General features: G+C 70.4%; 14 protein-coding genes. 6 read left to right on the top strand and 8 right to left on the bottom strand.

What is annotated here, in order from left to right; all coding sequences use genetic code 11:
- Window position 1: 1 nt before the first annotated feature.
- The 5 genes from OG276_RS29140 to OG276_RS29120 all read right to left on the bottom strand — a co-directional run bounded on the left by OG276_RS29140 (window position 2) and on the right by OG276_RS29120 (window position 4641).
- Window positions 2-319 (bottom strand): bifunctional 3-phenylpropionate/cinnamic acid dioxygenase ferredoxin subunit, encoded by a 318-nt coding sequence (locus OG276_RS29140; RefSeq protein ID WP_250742308.1) that lies wholly within the window; start codon window positions 317-319, stop codon window positions 2-4.
- Complete coding sequence (gene sufD, locus OG276_RS29135; RefSeq protein ID WP_266909692.1) at window positions 319-1497, bottom strand: Fe-S cluster assembly protein SufD; 1179 nt, start codon at window positions 1495-1497, stop codon at window positions 319-321. The genes OG276_RS29140 and sufD overlap by 1 nt, the downstream gene beginning before the upstream one ends.
- Before the next feature lie 59 nt (window positions 1498-1556).
- On the bottom strand, window positions 1557-2972 hold the full coding sequence (sufB, locus tag OG276_RS29130; RefSeq protein WP_266909690.1) for a Fe-S cluster assembly protein SufB: 1416 nt from the start codon (window positions 2970-2972) through the stop codon (window positions 1557-1559).
- Window positions 2969-3730, bottom strand: coding sequence for a metalloregulator ArsR/SmtB family transcription factor (locus tag OG276_RS29125; protein WP_266909688.1), 762 nt, complete (start codon window positions 3728-3730; stop codon window positions 2969-2971). Before OG276_RS29125 ends, sufB begins: the two co-directional genes overlap by 4 nt.
- A gap of 119 nt (window positions 3731-3849) precedes the next feature.
- Window positions 3850-4641, bottom strand: a complete 792-nt coding sequence (locus OG276_RS29120; protein WP_266909686.1) for a formate/nitrite transporter family protein — start codon at window positions 4639-4641, stop codon at window positions 3850-3852.
- Window positions 4642-4774: 133 nt separating this feature from the next.
- Here OG276_RS29120 and OG276_RS29115 point away from each other — a divergent pair, with 133 nt between their 5' ends.
- The 4 genes from OG276_RS29115 (at window position 4775) to OG276_RS29100 (ending at window position 8821) form a co-directional block, all read left to right on the top strand.
- The gene (locus OG276_RS29115) at window positions 4775-5701 is read left to right on the top strand and encodes an ABC transporter ATP-binding protein (RefSeq protein WP_266909684.1); all 927 of its coding nucleotides are present in this window, start codon (window positions 4775-4777) and stop codon (window positions 5699-5701) included.
- Complete coding sequence (locus tag OG276_RS29110; RefSeq protein WP_266909682.1) at window positions 5698-6465, top strand: ABC transporter permease; 768 nt, start codon at window positions 5698-5700, stop codon at window positions 6463-6465. The genes OG276_RS29115 and OG276_RS29110 overlap by 4 nt, the downstream gene beginning before the upstream one ends.
- Window positions 6466-6690: 225 nt before the next feature.
- Window positions 6691-7827 carry a hypothetical protein gene (locus OG276_RS29105; protein WP_266909680.1) on the top strand — a complete coding sequence of 379 codons (1137 nt, stop codon included), beginning with the start codon at window positions 6691-6693 and terminating at the stop codon, window positions 7825-7827.
- Window positions 7828-7831: 4 nt separating this feature from the next.
- Window positions 7832-8821, top strand: a complete 990-nt coding sequence (locus OG276_RS29100) for a heme A synthase (RefSeq protein WP_266909678.1) — start codon at window positions 7832-7834, stop codon at window positions 8819-8821.
- A 78-nt stretch (window positions 8822-8899) separates the two neighbouring features.
- On the opposite strand, the gene OG276_RS29095 is transcribed toward OG276_RS29100, so the two are convergent.
- The 3 genes from OG276_RS29095 to OG276_RS29085 all read right to left on the bottom strand — a co-directional run bounded on the left by OG276_RS29095 (window position 8900) and on the right by OG276_RS29085 (window position 11510).
- Window positions 8900-10018: an amidohydrolase family protein gene (locus OG276_RS29095; RefSeq protein ID WP_266909676.1), complete on the bottom strand. Its 1119-nt coding sequence runs from the start codon at window positions 10016-10018 to the stop codon at window positions 8900-8902.
- A gap of 140 nt (window positions 10019-10158) precedes the next feature.
- Window positions 10159-10509: a hypothetical protein gene (locus OG276_RS29090; RefSeq protein ID WP_266909674.1), complete on the bottom strand. Its 351-nt coding sequence runs from the start codon at window positions 10507-10509 to the stop codon at window positions 10159-10161.
- Between the two features lie 53 nt (window positions 10510-10562).
- On the bottom strand, window positions 10563-11510 hold the full coding sequence (locus OG276_RS29085; protein ID WP_250742345.1) for a heme o synthase: 948 nt from the start codon (window positions 11508-11510) through the stop codon (window positions 10563-10565).
- Between the two features lie 270 nt (window positions 11511-11780).
- On the opposite strand from OG276_RS29085, the gene tkt reads away from it, so the two are divergent.
- Both tkt and tal read left to right on the top strand, forming a co-directional pair.
- Window positions 11781-13868 (top strand): transketolase, encoded by a 2088-nt coding sequence (tkt, locus tag OG276_RS29080; RefSeq protein ID WP_266909672.1) that lies wholly within the window; start codon window positions 11781-11783, stop codon window positions 13866-13868.
- 35 nt (window positions 13869-13903) lie between these two features.
- On the top strand, window positions 13904-15022 hold the full coding sequence (gene tal / locus OG276_RS29075; RefSeq protein WP_266909670.1) for a transaldolase: 1119 nt from the start codon (window positions 13904-13906) through the stop codon (window positions 15020-15022).
- Window positions 15023-15024 lie beyond the last annotated feature (2 nt).

Raw genomic sequence — 15024 nt, 5'->3', positions numbered from 1 at the left:
CTCAGGACTCCTGGGTGAGGGAGACGAGCACGTCGTCCCCTTCGATCTTTACGGGGTATACGGGGACGGGGCGCGTCGCGGGCAGGCCGGACGGCTTGCCGGTGCGCAGGTCGAAGGCCGAGCCGTGCAGCCAGCACTCGATCATGCAGTCTTCGACCTCGCCCTCCGAGAGCGAGACGTTCGCGTGCGAGCAGATGTCGTTGATCGCGAACACCTCGCCCTCGGCGCGGACGATGGACACCGGCGTGCCGTCGAGCTCGACCCTCTTGGGGGCGTTCTCCTCCAGCTCGCTCAGCGCACAGGCCTTGACGTAAGTCATCAGACGGAACCCTGGAGCTCGGTCTCGATCTTGGCGAGCAGGCGCTCCTCGATGTCGTCGACACCGATCTGCTGGACGAGCTCGGCGAAGAAGCCGCGCACGACCAGGCGGCGGGCCTCGTCGGCCGGGATGCCGCGCGACTGCAGGTAGAAGAGCTGCTCGTCGTCGAAGCGGCCGGTCGCGGAGGCGTGGCCGGCGCCGACGATCTCGCCGGTCTCGATCTCCAGGTTCGGCACCGAGTCGACCCGGGCGCCGTCCGTGAGGACGAGGTTGCGGTTCATCTCGTAGGTGTCGGTGCCCTCGGCGGTCTTCTCGATGAGCACGTCACCGATCCAGACGGCGTGGGCGTCCTGGCCCTGGAGCGCGCCCTTGTAGACCACGTTCGACTTGCAGTGCGGGGCCTTGTGGTCGACCAGGAGGCGGTGCTCCTGGTGCTGACCGGCGTCCGTGAAGTACAGGCCGAAGAGCTCGGCCTCGCCGCCGGGGCCCGCGTAGTTCACGCGCGGGTGGAGGCGGACGAGGTCGCCGCCGAAGGTGACCACGATCGACTTGAAGGTCGCGTCGCGGCCGATCAGCGCGTTGTGCTGGGACACGTGGACGGCGGTGTCGTCCCAGTCCTGCACGGAGACCACGGTGAGCTTGGCGCCGTCGCCGACGAGGAAGTCCACGTTGGCGGCGCGCACGCCGTCACCGGTGTGGTCGATGACGACGACGGCCTCGGCGAAGGCCTTCACGTCGAAGACGGTGTGGCCGAAGGTGGTGCCGCCCTCGCCGTGCAGCGTGACGCGCACGGGCTCGGTGAGCACCGCTTCCTTGGGCACGGTCACGACCGTGGCCTTGGCGAAGGACGAGAACGCCTGGGCGGCGATCCGGTCCACCGGGGTGCCTGCCTTGCCGATGCGCGCGTCGCCGCGCTCCACGGACTCGATCGTGACCACGTCGGGCGCGTCGATCTGGGCCTTCATGGTGCCGTTGGCGACCGCGGTGCCGTCGTGCAGGCCCTTGAGGCGGGCGAGCGGCGTGAAGCGCCACTCCTCCTCGCGCCCGGTGGGCACGGGGAAGTCCGCCACGTCGAAGGACGGGGGGGCACTCATCCGGGTGGCGACGGTGGACTCGGCGGCCACCGCGATCGCGCCGGCGGTGGTGGAACCCGCCGGAATGTTCTGAGCCTCAGCCATGGCTGTCGTGTTGCTCTCTTCCTTAAAGAATCTGCTGCGGGACGTCGGGCGGGCCGGGACTAACCGACCGAGCCTTCCATCTGCAGCTCGATCAGCCGGTTCAGCTCCAGCGCGTACTCCATCGGCAGCTCACGGGCGATCGGCTCGACGAAGCCGCGCACGATCATCGCCATGGCCTCGAACTCCGTCAGACCGCGGCTCATCAGGTAGAAGAGCTGGTCGTCGGAGACCTTGGAGACGGTCGCCTCGTGGCCCATGGACACGTCGTCCTCGCGGACGTCCACGTAGGGGTAGGTGTCCGAGCGGGAGATGGTGTCGACCAGGAGCGCGTCGCACAGCACGTTGGACTTGGAGCCGTGGGCCCCTTCGCCGATCTCGACCAGACCGCGGTACGAGGTGCGGCCGCCGCCTCGGGCCACCGACTTCGAGACGATGTTGGAGGAGGTGTTCGGCGCCATGTGGACCATCTTGGAGCCGGCGTCCTGGTGCTGGCCCTCGCCCGCGAAGGCGATGGAGAGGGTCTCGCCCTTGGCGTGCTCGCCCATCAGGTAGACGGCCGGGTACTTCATGGTGACCTTGGAACCGATGTTGCCGTCGATCCACTCCATGGTCGCGCCCTCGTACGCCACGGCGCGCTTGGTGACCAGGTTGTAGACGTTGTTCGACCAGTTCTGGATCGTCGTGTAGCGGCAGCGGCCGCCCTTCTTCACGATGATCTCGACCACGGCGCTGTGCAGCGAGTCCGAGGAGTAGATCGGGGCGGTGCAGCCCTCGACGTAGTGGACGTAGGCGTCCTCGTCGACGATGATCAGCGTCCGCTCGAACTGGCCCATGTTCTCCGTGTTGATACGGAAGTAGGCCTGGAGCGGGATGTCGACCTTGACGCCCTTGGGGACGTAGATGAACGAGCCGCCCGACCACACGGCGGTGTTCAGCGAGGCGAACTTGTTGTCGCCGACCGGGATGACCGTGCCGAAGTACTCCTGGAAGAGCTCCGGGTACTGCTTGAGCGCGGTGTCCGTGTCGAGGAAGATGACGCCCTGCTCCTCCAGGTCCTCACGGATCTGGTGGTAGACGACCTCTGACTCGTACTGGGCGGCGACACCGGCGACGAGGCGCTGCTTCTCCGCCTCCGGGATGCCGAGCCTGTCGTACGTGTTCTTGATGTCCTCCGGCAGGTCCTCCCACGAAGCGGCCTGCTTCTCGGTGGAACGCACGAAGTACTTGATGTTGTCGAAGTCGATGCCCGAGAGGTCGGAACCCCAGTTGGGCATGGGCTTCTTGCCGAACAGCTTGAGGCCCTTGAGACGGAGGTTCAGCATCCACTCCGGCTCGGACTTCTTCGCCGAGATGTCGCGGACGACCTCCTCGGACAGGCCTCGCTTGGCGACCGCACCGGCCGCGTCGGAGTCGACCCATCCGTATTCGTAGGTGCCCAGGCCATCGAGCTCAGGGTGAGCAGTCTCCGTGGTCATGCGGGGTTCCTCCCGGCCGTACTTGCAGATACTGATGTGTCGGTCTGTGTGGCGCCTGTGGCGACGACGCCGTTCCCACTGCGTGGAATGAACGTCGTGCACACCCCGTCGCCGTGGGCGATCGTGGCGAGACGCTGCACGTGCGTCCCGAGCAGGCGGGAGAAGACCTCGGTCTCCGCCTCGCAGAGCTGCGGGAACTGCTCGGCGACGTGTGCGACCGGGCAGTGGTGCTGGCAGAGCTGTTCACCGCTGTGCGGACCGGGAGCGCTCTTCGCCGTAGCAGCGTACCCGTCTCCGGTCAACGCCTTGGCAAGGGCCTCGGTGCGCTGCGCCGGGTCGGCCGCTTCCACGGCCTCGCGGTAGGTCTCGGCCTGCGCCGTCAGCCTGGCCTTCGCGAAGGCGGCCACGGCCGCCTCGCCCTGCTCCCCGCCACCGGCGGCCTGCGCGATCCAGCGCATGGCGTCGGCGGCGAGCGAGTCGTAGGACTGGTCGAAGGCGTCCCGGCCGCAGTCGGTCAGCGCGAAGACCTTGGCGGGCCGACCTCGGGTCCGCGCACCGTACACACGCTGCTCACGGGGTTCGACGACGTCGTCGGCGACGAGCGTGTCGAGGTGGCGGCGAACGGCGGCCTGGGTGAGGCCGAGACGCTGGGCGAGGTCGGCGACGGTGGAAGGACCGTGGTCCAGGATCGACCGCGCGACCCGGTTGCGGGTTGACCGCTCCCCGGTCGCGAGTTCGCCCTGGGGGGCCTCGCTCATCCGTTCGCCGTATTTCACAACGCCATTGTTGCGTAATTAGTCGCGCCCCGACAAGCCGTGATGGAGGCCACCTCTGGTGGCCTCCATCACTAAGGGTTACCTTATTTATCCACGGAGCGTTATATGGACGTCGACGCTCCGCCCTCGCGCAGGGCCCCGCCGGTGAACCAGTAGACGGCTCCCACCAGCAATCCCCCGCCCACGATGTTCCCCGGCACGGTGAACATCAGATTCCGGAAAAGATCACCGAAGCCGGCTGAGCCATCCAGGATCGCGAGGCTGAAAACAGCCATGTTCGCTACACAGTGTTCGAATCCGACGGCGACAAAAACAGCCACCGGCAGCCACAGGACGAAAATCTTGGCGGCATCGCCGCGCGCCCGGGTGAACATCCAGATGGCCAGACAGACCAGCATGTTGCAGAGCACCGCGCGCCAGAACAGCTGCCCGCCGCTCAGCGCCATCTTCCCGTGCACCATCTCGGTGAGCATGGACCGCGCCGAGGGCGAGGAGACCACGCCCGAGGCGTGCACCATGGCGCCGAAGGCGAAGGCTCCGGCCAGGTTCCCCGCCAGGGAGAGCGTCCAGGACAGGAACAGGTCCCTCGGGCCGGTCCGCCCGGACAGGGCGCCGACCAGCATGACCATCACATTGCTGGTGAAGAGCTGGGCGCCGGCGAACATCACGATGGTCAGGGCGATCGGGAAGACCGCACCCTCCAGCAGCTTCACGGCCGGCGAGCCCTTGGCCACGAACGGCGAGATCGCGACCAGGAGCAGCACCTCGCCGATGGCGATGTAGGCGCCCGCGAGCATGGCCGACACGAAGTAGCGCGGCGGATGCCCGAGGTCATGGGCCTTGCGCTCGGCCTGCCCCGAGGTGGCTTCGACGTTCTGAGCGATGCTGTTCACCATTCGACGTTAGGGTCCGGACGCATCCCCGGACGGACGATAAAGTCACGAATGCGCAGGTCCGTGACCCTTCGGGGGCGGGACCTACGGCCCCACCCCGGTCACCTCCCGGGGCTCCGTAGACTCACTCCCCATGAGCAACGACCCCGCCGTGGAAATCCGCGGACTGGTGAAGCGGTACGGCCCCAAAACCGCGGTGGACGGCCTGGACCTCACCGTCCGGAGGGCCTCGGTCACCGCAGTCCTTGGTCCCAACGGCGCGGGCAAAACGACCACTGTGGAAACCTGCGAGGGCTACCGCCGCCCCGACGCCGGATCCGTCCGCGTCCTCGGCCTCGACCCCGTGGCGCAGGCCGAGTCCCTGCGCCCGCGCATCGGCGTGATGCTCCAGTCCGGCGGCGTCTACTCCGGCGCCCGGGCCGTCGAGATGCTGCGCCACATGGCCAAGCTCTACGCCGCCCCCCTGGACGTCCCCACCCTGGTGGACCGTCTCGGCCTCGGCGGCTGCGGCCGCACCCCCTACCGCCGCCTCTCCGGCGGCCAGCAGCAGCGCCTGGCCCTCGCCATGGCCGTCGTCGGCCGCCCCGAGCTGGTCTTCCTGGACGAGCCGACCGCCGGCCTCGACCCGCAGGCCCGCCGCGCGACCTGGGACCTCGTACGGGAACTGCGCGCCGACGGGGTCTCGGTCGTCCTCACCACGCACCACATGGACGAGGCCGAGCAGCTCGCGGACGAGGTCGCCATCGTCGACGCCGGCAAGGTCATCGCCCACGGCACCCCCGACGCGCTGTGCCGCGGCGGCGCCGAGAACACCCTGCGCTTCACCGGCCGCCCCGCGCTCGACGTCGGCTCCCTGCTCAAGGCCCTGCCCGACGGCACCCAGGCCGCCGAGCTCCTCCCCGGCGTCTACCGGGTCACCGGCGACGTCGACCCCCAGCTGCTGGCCACCGTCGCCTCCTGGTGCGCGCAGCACGGGGTGATGCCCGACAGCCTCTCGGTGGAGCGGCACACCCTCGAAGACGTCTTCCTGGAACTGACCGGTAAGGAGCTGCGCGCATGAGCGCCGGTAAGTTCACCCCCCGCCCGGGGGCCGCGCCCGTGTCCCGCATGATCCTGGCGCAGACCGCGCTGGAGACCCGGATGCTGCTGCGCAACGGGGAGCAGCTGCTGCTGACCGTGATCATCCCGGCGCTGCTGCTGACCCTCTTCTCAGCCGTGGACATCGTCGACACCGGCGAGGGAAAGTCCGTGGACTTCCTCGCCCCCGGCATCCTGGCGCTGGCCGTGATGTCCACCGCCTTCACCGGCCAGGCCATCGCCACCGGCTTCGACCGGCGCTACGGGGTCCTCAAGCGGCTCGGGGCCTCCCCGCTGCCGCGCTGGGCCCTGATGGCCGCCAAGACGCTGTCCGTGCTGGTCACCGAGGTGCTGCAGATCGCGCTGCTGACGGTGATCGCCTTCGCCCTGGGCTGGTCCCCGCACGGGAACCCGCTGTCCGTCGCCCTGCTGATCCTGCTCGGCACGGCCGCCTTCTCCGGGCTCGGCCTTCTGATGGCCGGCACCCTCAGGGCGGAGGCCACGCTGGCCGCCGCCAACCTGGTCTTCCTGCTGCTGCTGGTCGGCGGCGGGGTGATCGTGCCGATGGACAAGTTCCCCGGAGCGGTGCAGTCCGTCCTCGGCCTGCTCCCGATCTCCGCGCTCTCCGACGGGCTGCGCGAGGTGCTCCAGCACGGGGCCGCGCTGCCCTGGGGCGACGCGGCCGTGCTTACCTGCTGGGCCGTACTCGGACTTGGCGCTGCTGCGCGCTGGTTCCGCTGGGATTGACCCCGCTCCCCCGCAGGCGAGGGAACTTCCTGGCTCACGCTGCTCGCCCGTCCAGCGGACGGGTAAGTCTTCCGCGATCAACGCCACCCGGGTTGAGACCCGCCCGGTTACGCAGTGCCACCGCACCATCACTCGAACGGCGGCGGGGATTGATCGGAACACTCCCACCCGGCGGGGCGTTCCCTGGGAGGATGAGCACCTTCACGCATGGAGCCGGGGGGCGGCATGGCGCAGCGAGAGGCCGTTCTGCGGCTGGACGAACAGTGGGCGCGGATCCGTTCGGGCGCGGCGCACGCCGGAGCCGCTGAGGCCGACGCCCTGCTGGCCGAGCTGATCGCAGCCCTGCGCGAGCCGGCCCGCGCCGACGCCGAGTGCGCGGCCCGGCTGGGTCTGCGCCTGGGCGACCTGGCGGCCCGCCGCTTCGCCGGCGGGGACCGGGGCGGCGCCCTGGCCGCCATCGAGGAGGGGCTGCGGTTCTCGCAGCAGGCGGCCGGCCACGCGGCCGAGTACGCCCGCTGGTACGCCCGGGGCCTGATCAACCAGGGGGTCTGGCTGTCCTGGCCCCTCAGTGACGGGGAGCGGCTGCCGAAGCATCCGCTGGGCCCCGGCTCCGAGAACGGCCCGAGCGCCATGGAACGGGCCGCCGGCGAGCGGGCCCGGGACCTGACGCGCGGCGCGGTGGAGGTCTGGGCGGCCCTGGACCAGGAGGATCCGGTCAATCAGCGGGGCCTCGCGCAGGCGAAGGTGTTCCTCGGCGACCGGCTCGCGGAGCTGGGCCTGGCCGAGGAGTCCGTGGCCTGGGCGGTCGACGCGGAGGCCTCCTTCCGGCGGCTGCTGCTCTCCGATCCCGGCTCCGAGGAGTCGCAGGAGGCGGAGGAGGCCCTGGACCACATCGGCCGCCAGCTCGAACTGCGGCTGCGCTTCCTGTCCTTCGCCTCCCTGGCCGGCCTGCGCACGCGCGGGCTGCTGCCCGAACGGCTGCTGCCCCAGGCCGTGGTCGCCGCCCGCGTCCAGGGAGTCCCCGAGGCGGAGATCGCCGTCCGGCTGGGCCTGGAGGCCGACCAGGTCCACACGATGCTGGAGGTGACCCCCTGGGTCGCGGTGTGGCGCATCGAGGTCCGCGGATCCGACGGACTGTGGAACGTACAGCCACATCCCTGGCGCAGCGGGGCGGAAGTGAGAAATAGGACGGCCGAGGATGTAGGTGTCGAATTGGTACGGGGCTTCGCGGCCTCGGCCGACTACCCGGGCGAGGGCGCGCATTGGCGGATCCGCGTGTGGTGGCATGCGGAAGGCGATCCCGCCGGGGCCCGGTTCCGGCTGGCCATCGGCCCTGACGGGGCGACCGCCACCCCCTCGTGAAACTTTGCACAAGTGTCCGCGTACGATAAGCGCCGTGTTGACCCCCCTCTCATATCTCGCCCGCCGTTGGACGCCGTCACCCCGGACCGTCCAGCGGGCCGCGTTCGCAGCGGTGCTCATGAGCGTCGTCATCGTCGTCACCGGCGGCGCGGTACGGCTGACCGGATCCGGTCTCGGCTGCGACACGTGGCCCAAGTGCACCGGCGACAGCCTGATCGTGACCCAGGAGCAGGGCTTCCACGGCGCCATCGAGTTCGGCAACCGCATGCTGACGTACGTGCTCTGCGCGGCCGTTGGCTGGGCGATCACCGCCGCCCGCTGCGCCAAGCCGTGGCGCCGCTCGCTGACCCGGCTCGGCTGGCTCCAGTTCGCCATCGTGATGGGCAACGCGGTCCTCGGCGGCATCACCGTCCTGACGGGCCTCAACCCCTACAGCGTGGCCGGGCACTTCATGCTCGCCACCTCGCTGATCACCGTGACGACGATCACCTGGCAGCGCACCCGCGAGGGTGACGGCCCGGCCCGGCCGCGCGTGCCCGCTCCGGTCCGCAAGCTCTCGTGGGCGCTGCTCGCGGCCACCGTCGTGCTGATCGCGGCGGGCACGGTGGTCACCGGTTCCGGCCCGCACGCCGGGGACAGCAGCGAGATCAAGCGGATGCCCTTCGACTGGTCGGCCACCGCCCACGTCCACGCGGTCTCCGCCTGGGTGGTGTGCGCGCTCGCCGTCGCGATGTGGCTGGTGCTGCGCGTGGTCGACGCCCCCGTGGACACCCGGGCGCGCGCCCGCGACCTGCTGATCGTGCTGCTCTCCCAGGGCGCCATCGGTTACGTCCAGTACTTCACCGAGGTGCCCGAGGCCCTCGTGGCGGCCCACATGCTCGGCTCCTGCCTGGTGTGGATCTCGGTGCTCCGGGTGGCGCTGAGCCTGCGCGAGCGCCCGTCCGAGCAGACCGGGACCCCGGACCGGGACGACGCCCGGCTCGCAGCGGTCTGATCCGCCGACCCACCGCGGTCTGACCCACTGGCCCACCGGGGGCCGACCGCTCGTCAGCCCGTTCGTCAGCCCCGTTCGTCAGCCCCGTTCGTCCAGCCGGTAGACGCGGCGGGCATTGCCCGCCGCGACCATCGCCGCCACCCGCTCCGCGTCCCGCCAGGACCAGGAGCCGTCTGCGACCCAGCCGCCGAGCACCCGGCCGAGCGCCTCCCGGAAGACCAGCGCGCCCACCGCATGCAGTTCGGGCAGTTGGCGTCCGCCGCCGGAGAACATCAGCTTCCCGAACGGCGCGGTCTCCAGGCACTCCGCCAGTACGGCGGCCGCCCGCGCCCCCGTGGACCCCAGCGCCGCGCCGAGGTCGGCGTGGACGTGCGGGAAGGCCGCGGCCAGCCGCGCGGTCTGCCGGTGGTGGGGGTACCCACCGAGGAGCACCAGCCGCGCCCCGAGTCCCTCGGTGGCCCGCAGGAACCCGGTCAGCCGCTCCGGCTCCCCCTGCTCCCCGCCCGTGTGCAGCTGGATCGGGAGGCCGGCGGACACCGCGCTCCACGCCAGGTGCCGCAGGAGTACGGGATCCCGTACGGCCCCTCCCCCGGCCCGCGCGGCCAGCCAGCGCCCGGCCGCGCCCCGCACCTCGCCCGGACCTGGCGGCTCGGGCGCGGCTTCGAGGGCCGCCACCCAGGACCGGTCGGCGACGCTCCCCGCGTCCGCCCCGCAGGTGAAGGCCACGGCCCCGGCGGCGGCGTGGTGGACCGCCCCCGCAAGGTCGGCCAGGAAGGCGGCCACGGTCCCCGAGGTGTCCGCCGCCTGCTCTGCCAGCAGCTCCGGCCGCACCAGCTCGAAGGCCTCGGCCTCGCCGGCCAGGGCCAGTTCCTTGGACCCGGTGAGGTCCCCGGGCACCCCGGTGTCGACGAGCCGGGCTCCGACCCCACAGCCGCGCAGCAGCCGGCGGGCGGACTCGGCGGCGCCCAGCTCGCGCCGCCGGGCGAGGTAGCGGGCGGGGGCGCAGTGCGGTTCGAGCCCGAGCAGCGGCGGGCACCAGCGGCGCACCGCGAAGCCGGTCTGGGTGTCGAAGAAGGTGGTGCCGGCGGCGGGCGGGCCGGCCGAGGGGAGGAGCTGGGCCTCGAAGGTGGCGAGGCCGAGCTCCGTGCGGAGCACTCCCTGGCAGTACTGGTCCACCAGGGGCGGCGTTTCGATCATCCGGGCATCCCGTTGCGGACGTGAGGAAGGGGCTTCCACACGTCCTAACGGGTGAGCGGGGTGTGAGGTGTTGCTCGCGCTGTTGACCGAGCGGGTGACCCGAAACGATCGGGCCAATGATCAAGCCAAGATCGACCGGGTCAGGCCGCCGGATTCGCGGTTCCGCCGAGCTGCATTCCGGCCATCCGCGACCACTCGTACGGTCCCGTCCGCACCCGCGCGGCGAACTCGCCGTCGAACTCCTCGTGGAGGGTCAGCCCGGCCTTCTCTGCCGCGAGCCGCGCGGTGTCGTACGCAGGGGCCACCAGGTCGCCCCAGCCGCCGTCGGTGCCGACGAGGACGATCCGGGTGCCCGCCTGGCCGATGTGCGCGAGGTGGCCCTCGGCGCCGCCGTGCTGCTTGGCGAACGCGCCGATCTGCTTGGCCAGCTTCGCGGCCTTACGGTCCTGCTTCTTGTCCGCCGTGGCGGCGGTCTCCTCGGTGTCTGCCATGAAAGGCATGCTACCGGCCGGTAATGAACGGAGGAAGGTTCATCGGCGAAGGATCAGCGGAGGAAGGGATCCACGGCGACGGCGACGAAGAGCAGCGACACGTAGGTGATCGACCAGTGGAACAGCCGCATCTCCTTGAGCTTCGCGCCCGTCACGCCCGACTTGGCGCGCGCGTTCAGCCCGTGCGCCTCCCACAGCCACCAGCCGCCGGCCACCAGGGCGACCGAGGTGTAGAACCAGCCGGTGTACCCCAGCGGGGTCAGCAGCAGCGAGACCGCCACCATCACCCAGCTGTAGAGGACGATCTGCTTGGCCACGGCCTTGTTGCCCGCCACGACCGGCAGCATCGGCACGCCGACCCGCGCGTAGTCGTCCTTCACCTTCATCGACAGCGGCCAGTAGTGCGGCGGCGTCCAGAAGAAGATGACGAGGAAGAGGATGACCGCGGCCCAGGAGACCTCGTTCTTCACGGCCGACCAGCCGATGAGCACCGGCATGCAGCCCGCGATGCCGCCCCAGACGATGTTCTGCGAGGTGCGCCGCTTCAACAGCATCGTGTAGACGACGACATAGAAGAGGAGCGCGCCGAGCGCGAGCGCGGCCGAGAGCCAGTTGATCAGCAGCCCGAAGAACAGGGTGGACGCGATCCCGAGGGTGATGCCGAAGACCAGGCACTCGCGCGGGCTGACCATGCCGGTCACCAACGGGCGTCCCGAGGTCCGGTCCATCAGCGCGTCGATGTCGCGGTCGATGTACATGTTCAGCGCGTTGGCGCCGCCCGCGGACAGATAACCACCGAAGCAGGTGGCGAGGACCAGCCACAGCGAGGGCACGCCCTGCTCGGCGAGGAACATCACCGGCACGGTCGTGATGAGCAGAAGCTCGATGATCCGCGGCTTGGTCAGCGCCACGAAAGCCATGGCCCGGGCCCCGAACGGCCGGTGGTTGGGGCTCGTCCCGAGCACCCCCGCTGGACGGGATTCGACGGCCGTCACGCACACCCCTGACAGAGAATCCAGCAAGCTCCGACGTGAACCCTTTTAAACATGTAGGTCCCGTAAAGGCTTGCGCGTACCACGCCACTCTAGACGTAGCCATTGGCTCGTCCCGCGCGGGGGTCGCCCCGTGTTGGTCCGATCGGCGCTGCGACGTCACGTGCGGACCGCGGGTACTCGAATAGCTGCACGCTGTGGCGGGGGTAGGCTCGGAATCGCGCCGGTGCACCGTTCGTCACCGGGAACCAGACATGTGGAGAGGAGCCCTGACCCACGGTGAGCACCAAGCCGACGACCACAGAGCTCGACTGGACCGAACTGGACCAGCGTGCTGTCGACACCGCCCGGATCCTGGCCGCCGATGCGGTCCAGAAGGTCGGTAACGGCCACCCCGGCACGGCGATGAGCCTGGCCCCCGCCGCGTACACCCTCTTCCAGAAGGTGATGCGGCACGACCCGGCGGACCCGGAGTGGGTCGGCCGCGACCGTTTCGTGCTCTCCGCCGGTCATTCCTCGCTGACCCTCTACACCCAGCTGTACCTGGGTGGGTTCGGGCTCGAGCTGGACGACCTGAAGGCCTTCCGCACCTGGGGTTCGAAGACCCCGGGCCACCCGGAGTACGGCCACACCGCGGGCGTCGAGACCACCACCGGCCCGCTGGGCCAGGGCATCGCCAACGCGGTGGGCATGGCCATGGCCGCCCGCTACGAGCGCGGCCTGTTCGACCCCGAGGCTCCCACGGGCACCTCCCCGTTCGACCACATGATCTACGCGATCGCGGGCGACGGCTGCCTCCAGGAGGGCATCTCCCACGAGGCGTCCGCGCTGGCCGGCCACCAGAAGCTCGGCAACCTGGTGCTGCTGTGGGACGACAACCACATCTCCATCGAGGGCGACACGGAGACGGCCGTCTCCGAGGACACCCTGAAGCGTTACGAGGCGTACGGCTGGCACGTCCAGCGCGTCGCGCAGCAGGAGAACGGCGACCTCGACCCGAAGGCGCTGTTCACCGCGCTGCAGGCCGCCAAGGCCGAGACGGAGCGCCCCTCCTTCATCGCGGCCCGCTCGATCATCGCCTGGCCGGCCCCGCACGCCCAGGGCACCGAGGCCTCGCACGGCTCGGCCCTCGGCAACGACGAGGTCGCCGCCACCAAGCGCGTGCTCGGCTTCGACCCGGAGCAGACCTTCGAGGTCTCCGACGAAGTCATCGCGCACACCCGCTCCCTCGGCGACCGGGGCCGCGAGGCCCGCGCCGCCTGGGAGAAGGAGTTCTCCGCCTGGCGCACCGCCAACACCGAGCGCGCGGCCGAGTTCGACCGCATCAACGCGAACGAGCTGCCCGCGGGCTGGGAGGACAAGCTCCCCGTCTTCGAGGCCGGCAAGGGCGTCGCCACCCGCGCCGCCTCGGGCAAGGTCCTCGAAGCGCTCGGCGCGGTCATCCCGGAGCTGTGGGGCGGCTCGGCCGACCTCGCCGGCTCCAACAACACCACCATCGACAAGAACTCCTCGTTCCTGCCGGTGGGCAACCCGCTGCCGGAGGCCGACCCGTACGGCCGCACCATCCACTTCGGCATCCGCGAGCACGCCATGGCCGCGGCCATGAACGGCATCGCCCTGCACGGCCACACCCGCATCTACGGCGGCACCTTCCTGGTGTTCTCCGACTACATGCGCAACGCCGTGCGCCTCTCCGCCCTGATGCATGTGCCGGTCACCTACGTGTGGACGCACGACTCCATCGGCCTCGGCGAGGACGGCCCGACCCACCAGCCGGTCGAGCACGTCGCCGCGCTGCGCGCCATCCCGGGCCTGAACGTGGTCCGCCCGGCCGACGCGAACGAGACCGCCGTCGCCTGGCGCGAGATCCTCAAGCGCCACACCAAGGTCTTCGGCAAGGGCGCCCCGCACGGTCTGGCGCTGACCCGCCAGGGCGTGCCGACCTACGAGCGCAACGAGGACGCCGCCAAGGGCGGGTACGTGCTCTTCGAGGCTGAGGGCGGCCCCGCGCAGGTCGTGCTCATCGGCACCGGCTCCGAGGTCCAGCTCGCCGTCGCCGCCCGCGAGGCGCTGCAGGCGGAGGGCGTCCCGGCCCGGGTCGTCTCGATGCCGTCCGTCGAGTGGTTCGAGGAGCAGTCCCAGGAGTACAAGGACAGCGTCCTGCCGCCTTCGGTCAAGGCGCGTGTCGCGGTCGAGGCCGGCATCGGCCTGACCTGGCACCGCTACGTCGGCGACGCCGGCCGGATCGTCTCGCTGGAGCACTTCGGTGCCTCGGCCGACGGCGCCGTGCTGTACCGCGAGTTCGGCCTGACCGCCGAAGCCGTGACCGCCGCCGCACGCGAGTCGCTCGCCGCCGCCGCGCGCTGACTCCCGTACCCAGACCAGTAGGAGATGCAATTCCCATGACAGACGCACTGAAGCGCCTTTCCGACGAGGGCGTGGCGATCTGGCTGGACGACCTGTCCCGCAAGCGCATCACGTCCGGCAACCTGGCCGAGCTCATCGACCAGCAGCACGTGGTCGGTGTCACCACCAACCCGGCGATCTTCCAGAAGGCGATCAGCGGCGGCGAGGGGTACGGGCAGCAGCTCGCCGACCTGGCCGCCCGCAAGGTCACCGTCGAAGAGGCGATCCGCATGATCACCACGGCGGACGTCCGCGACGCCGCCGACATCCTGCGCCCGGTCTACGACTCGACCGAGGGCCAGGACGGCCGCGTGTCGATCGAGGTCGACCCGCGCCTGGCCCACAACACCACGGCGACCATCGCCGAGGCCAAGCAGCTCGCGTGGCTGGTGGACCGTCCGAACACGCTCATCAAGATCCCGGCGACCAAGGCCGGCCTGCCGGCGATCACCGAGGTCATCGGCAAGGGCATCAGCGTCAACGTCACGCTGATCTTCTCGCTGGAGCGCTACCGCGAGGTCATGGACGCCTACCTGGCGGGCCTGGAGAAGGCGAAGGCCGCGGGCCTGGACCTCTCCAAGATCCACTCGGTCGCCTCGTTCTTCGTGTCCCGCGTGGACTCCGAGATCGACAAGCGCCTGGACGCGCTGGGCACCGACGAGGCCAAGGCCCTCAAGGGCAAGGCGGCGCTCGCGAACGCCCGTCTGGCCTACGAGGCCTACGAAGAGGTGTTCTCCTCCGAGCGCTGGGCCGCCCTGGACAAGGCGCACGCCAACAAGCAGCGTCCGCTCTGGGCCTCGACCGGCGTCAAGGACCCGGCGTACAAGGACACCCTGTACGTGGTGGACCTGGTCGCCCCCGGCACCGTGAACACCATGCCCGAGGGCACCCTCGAGGCCACCGCCGACCACGGCGTGGTCGAGGGCGACACCATCAGCGGCACGTACGAGCAGTCCCGCGCCGAGCTCGCAGCGGTCGCGAAGCTGGGCATTTCGTACGACGATGTGGTGCAGCTGCTCGAAGAAGAGGGCGTCGAGAAGTTCGCGGTGTCCTGGAACGACCTGCTGAAGTCGACCGAGGCGGAGCTTGAGCGCCTCGCCCCCACGGAGGCCTGAAC

Origin of the sequence: Streptomyces sp. NBC_00086, from assembly GCF_026343255.1 — a bacterium.
Lineage (GTDB): Bacteria > Actinomycetota > Actinomycetes > Streptomycetales > Streptomycetaceae > Streptomyces.
This window is presented reverse-complemented; position numbering and strand designations above follow the sequence as displayed.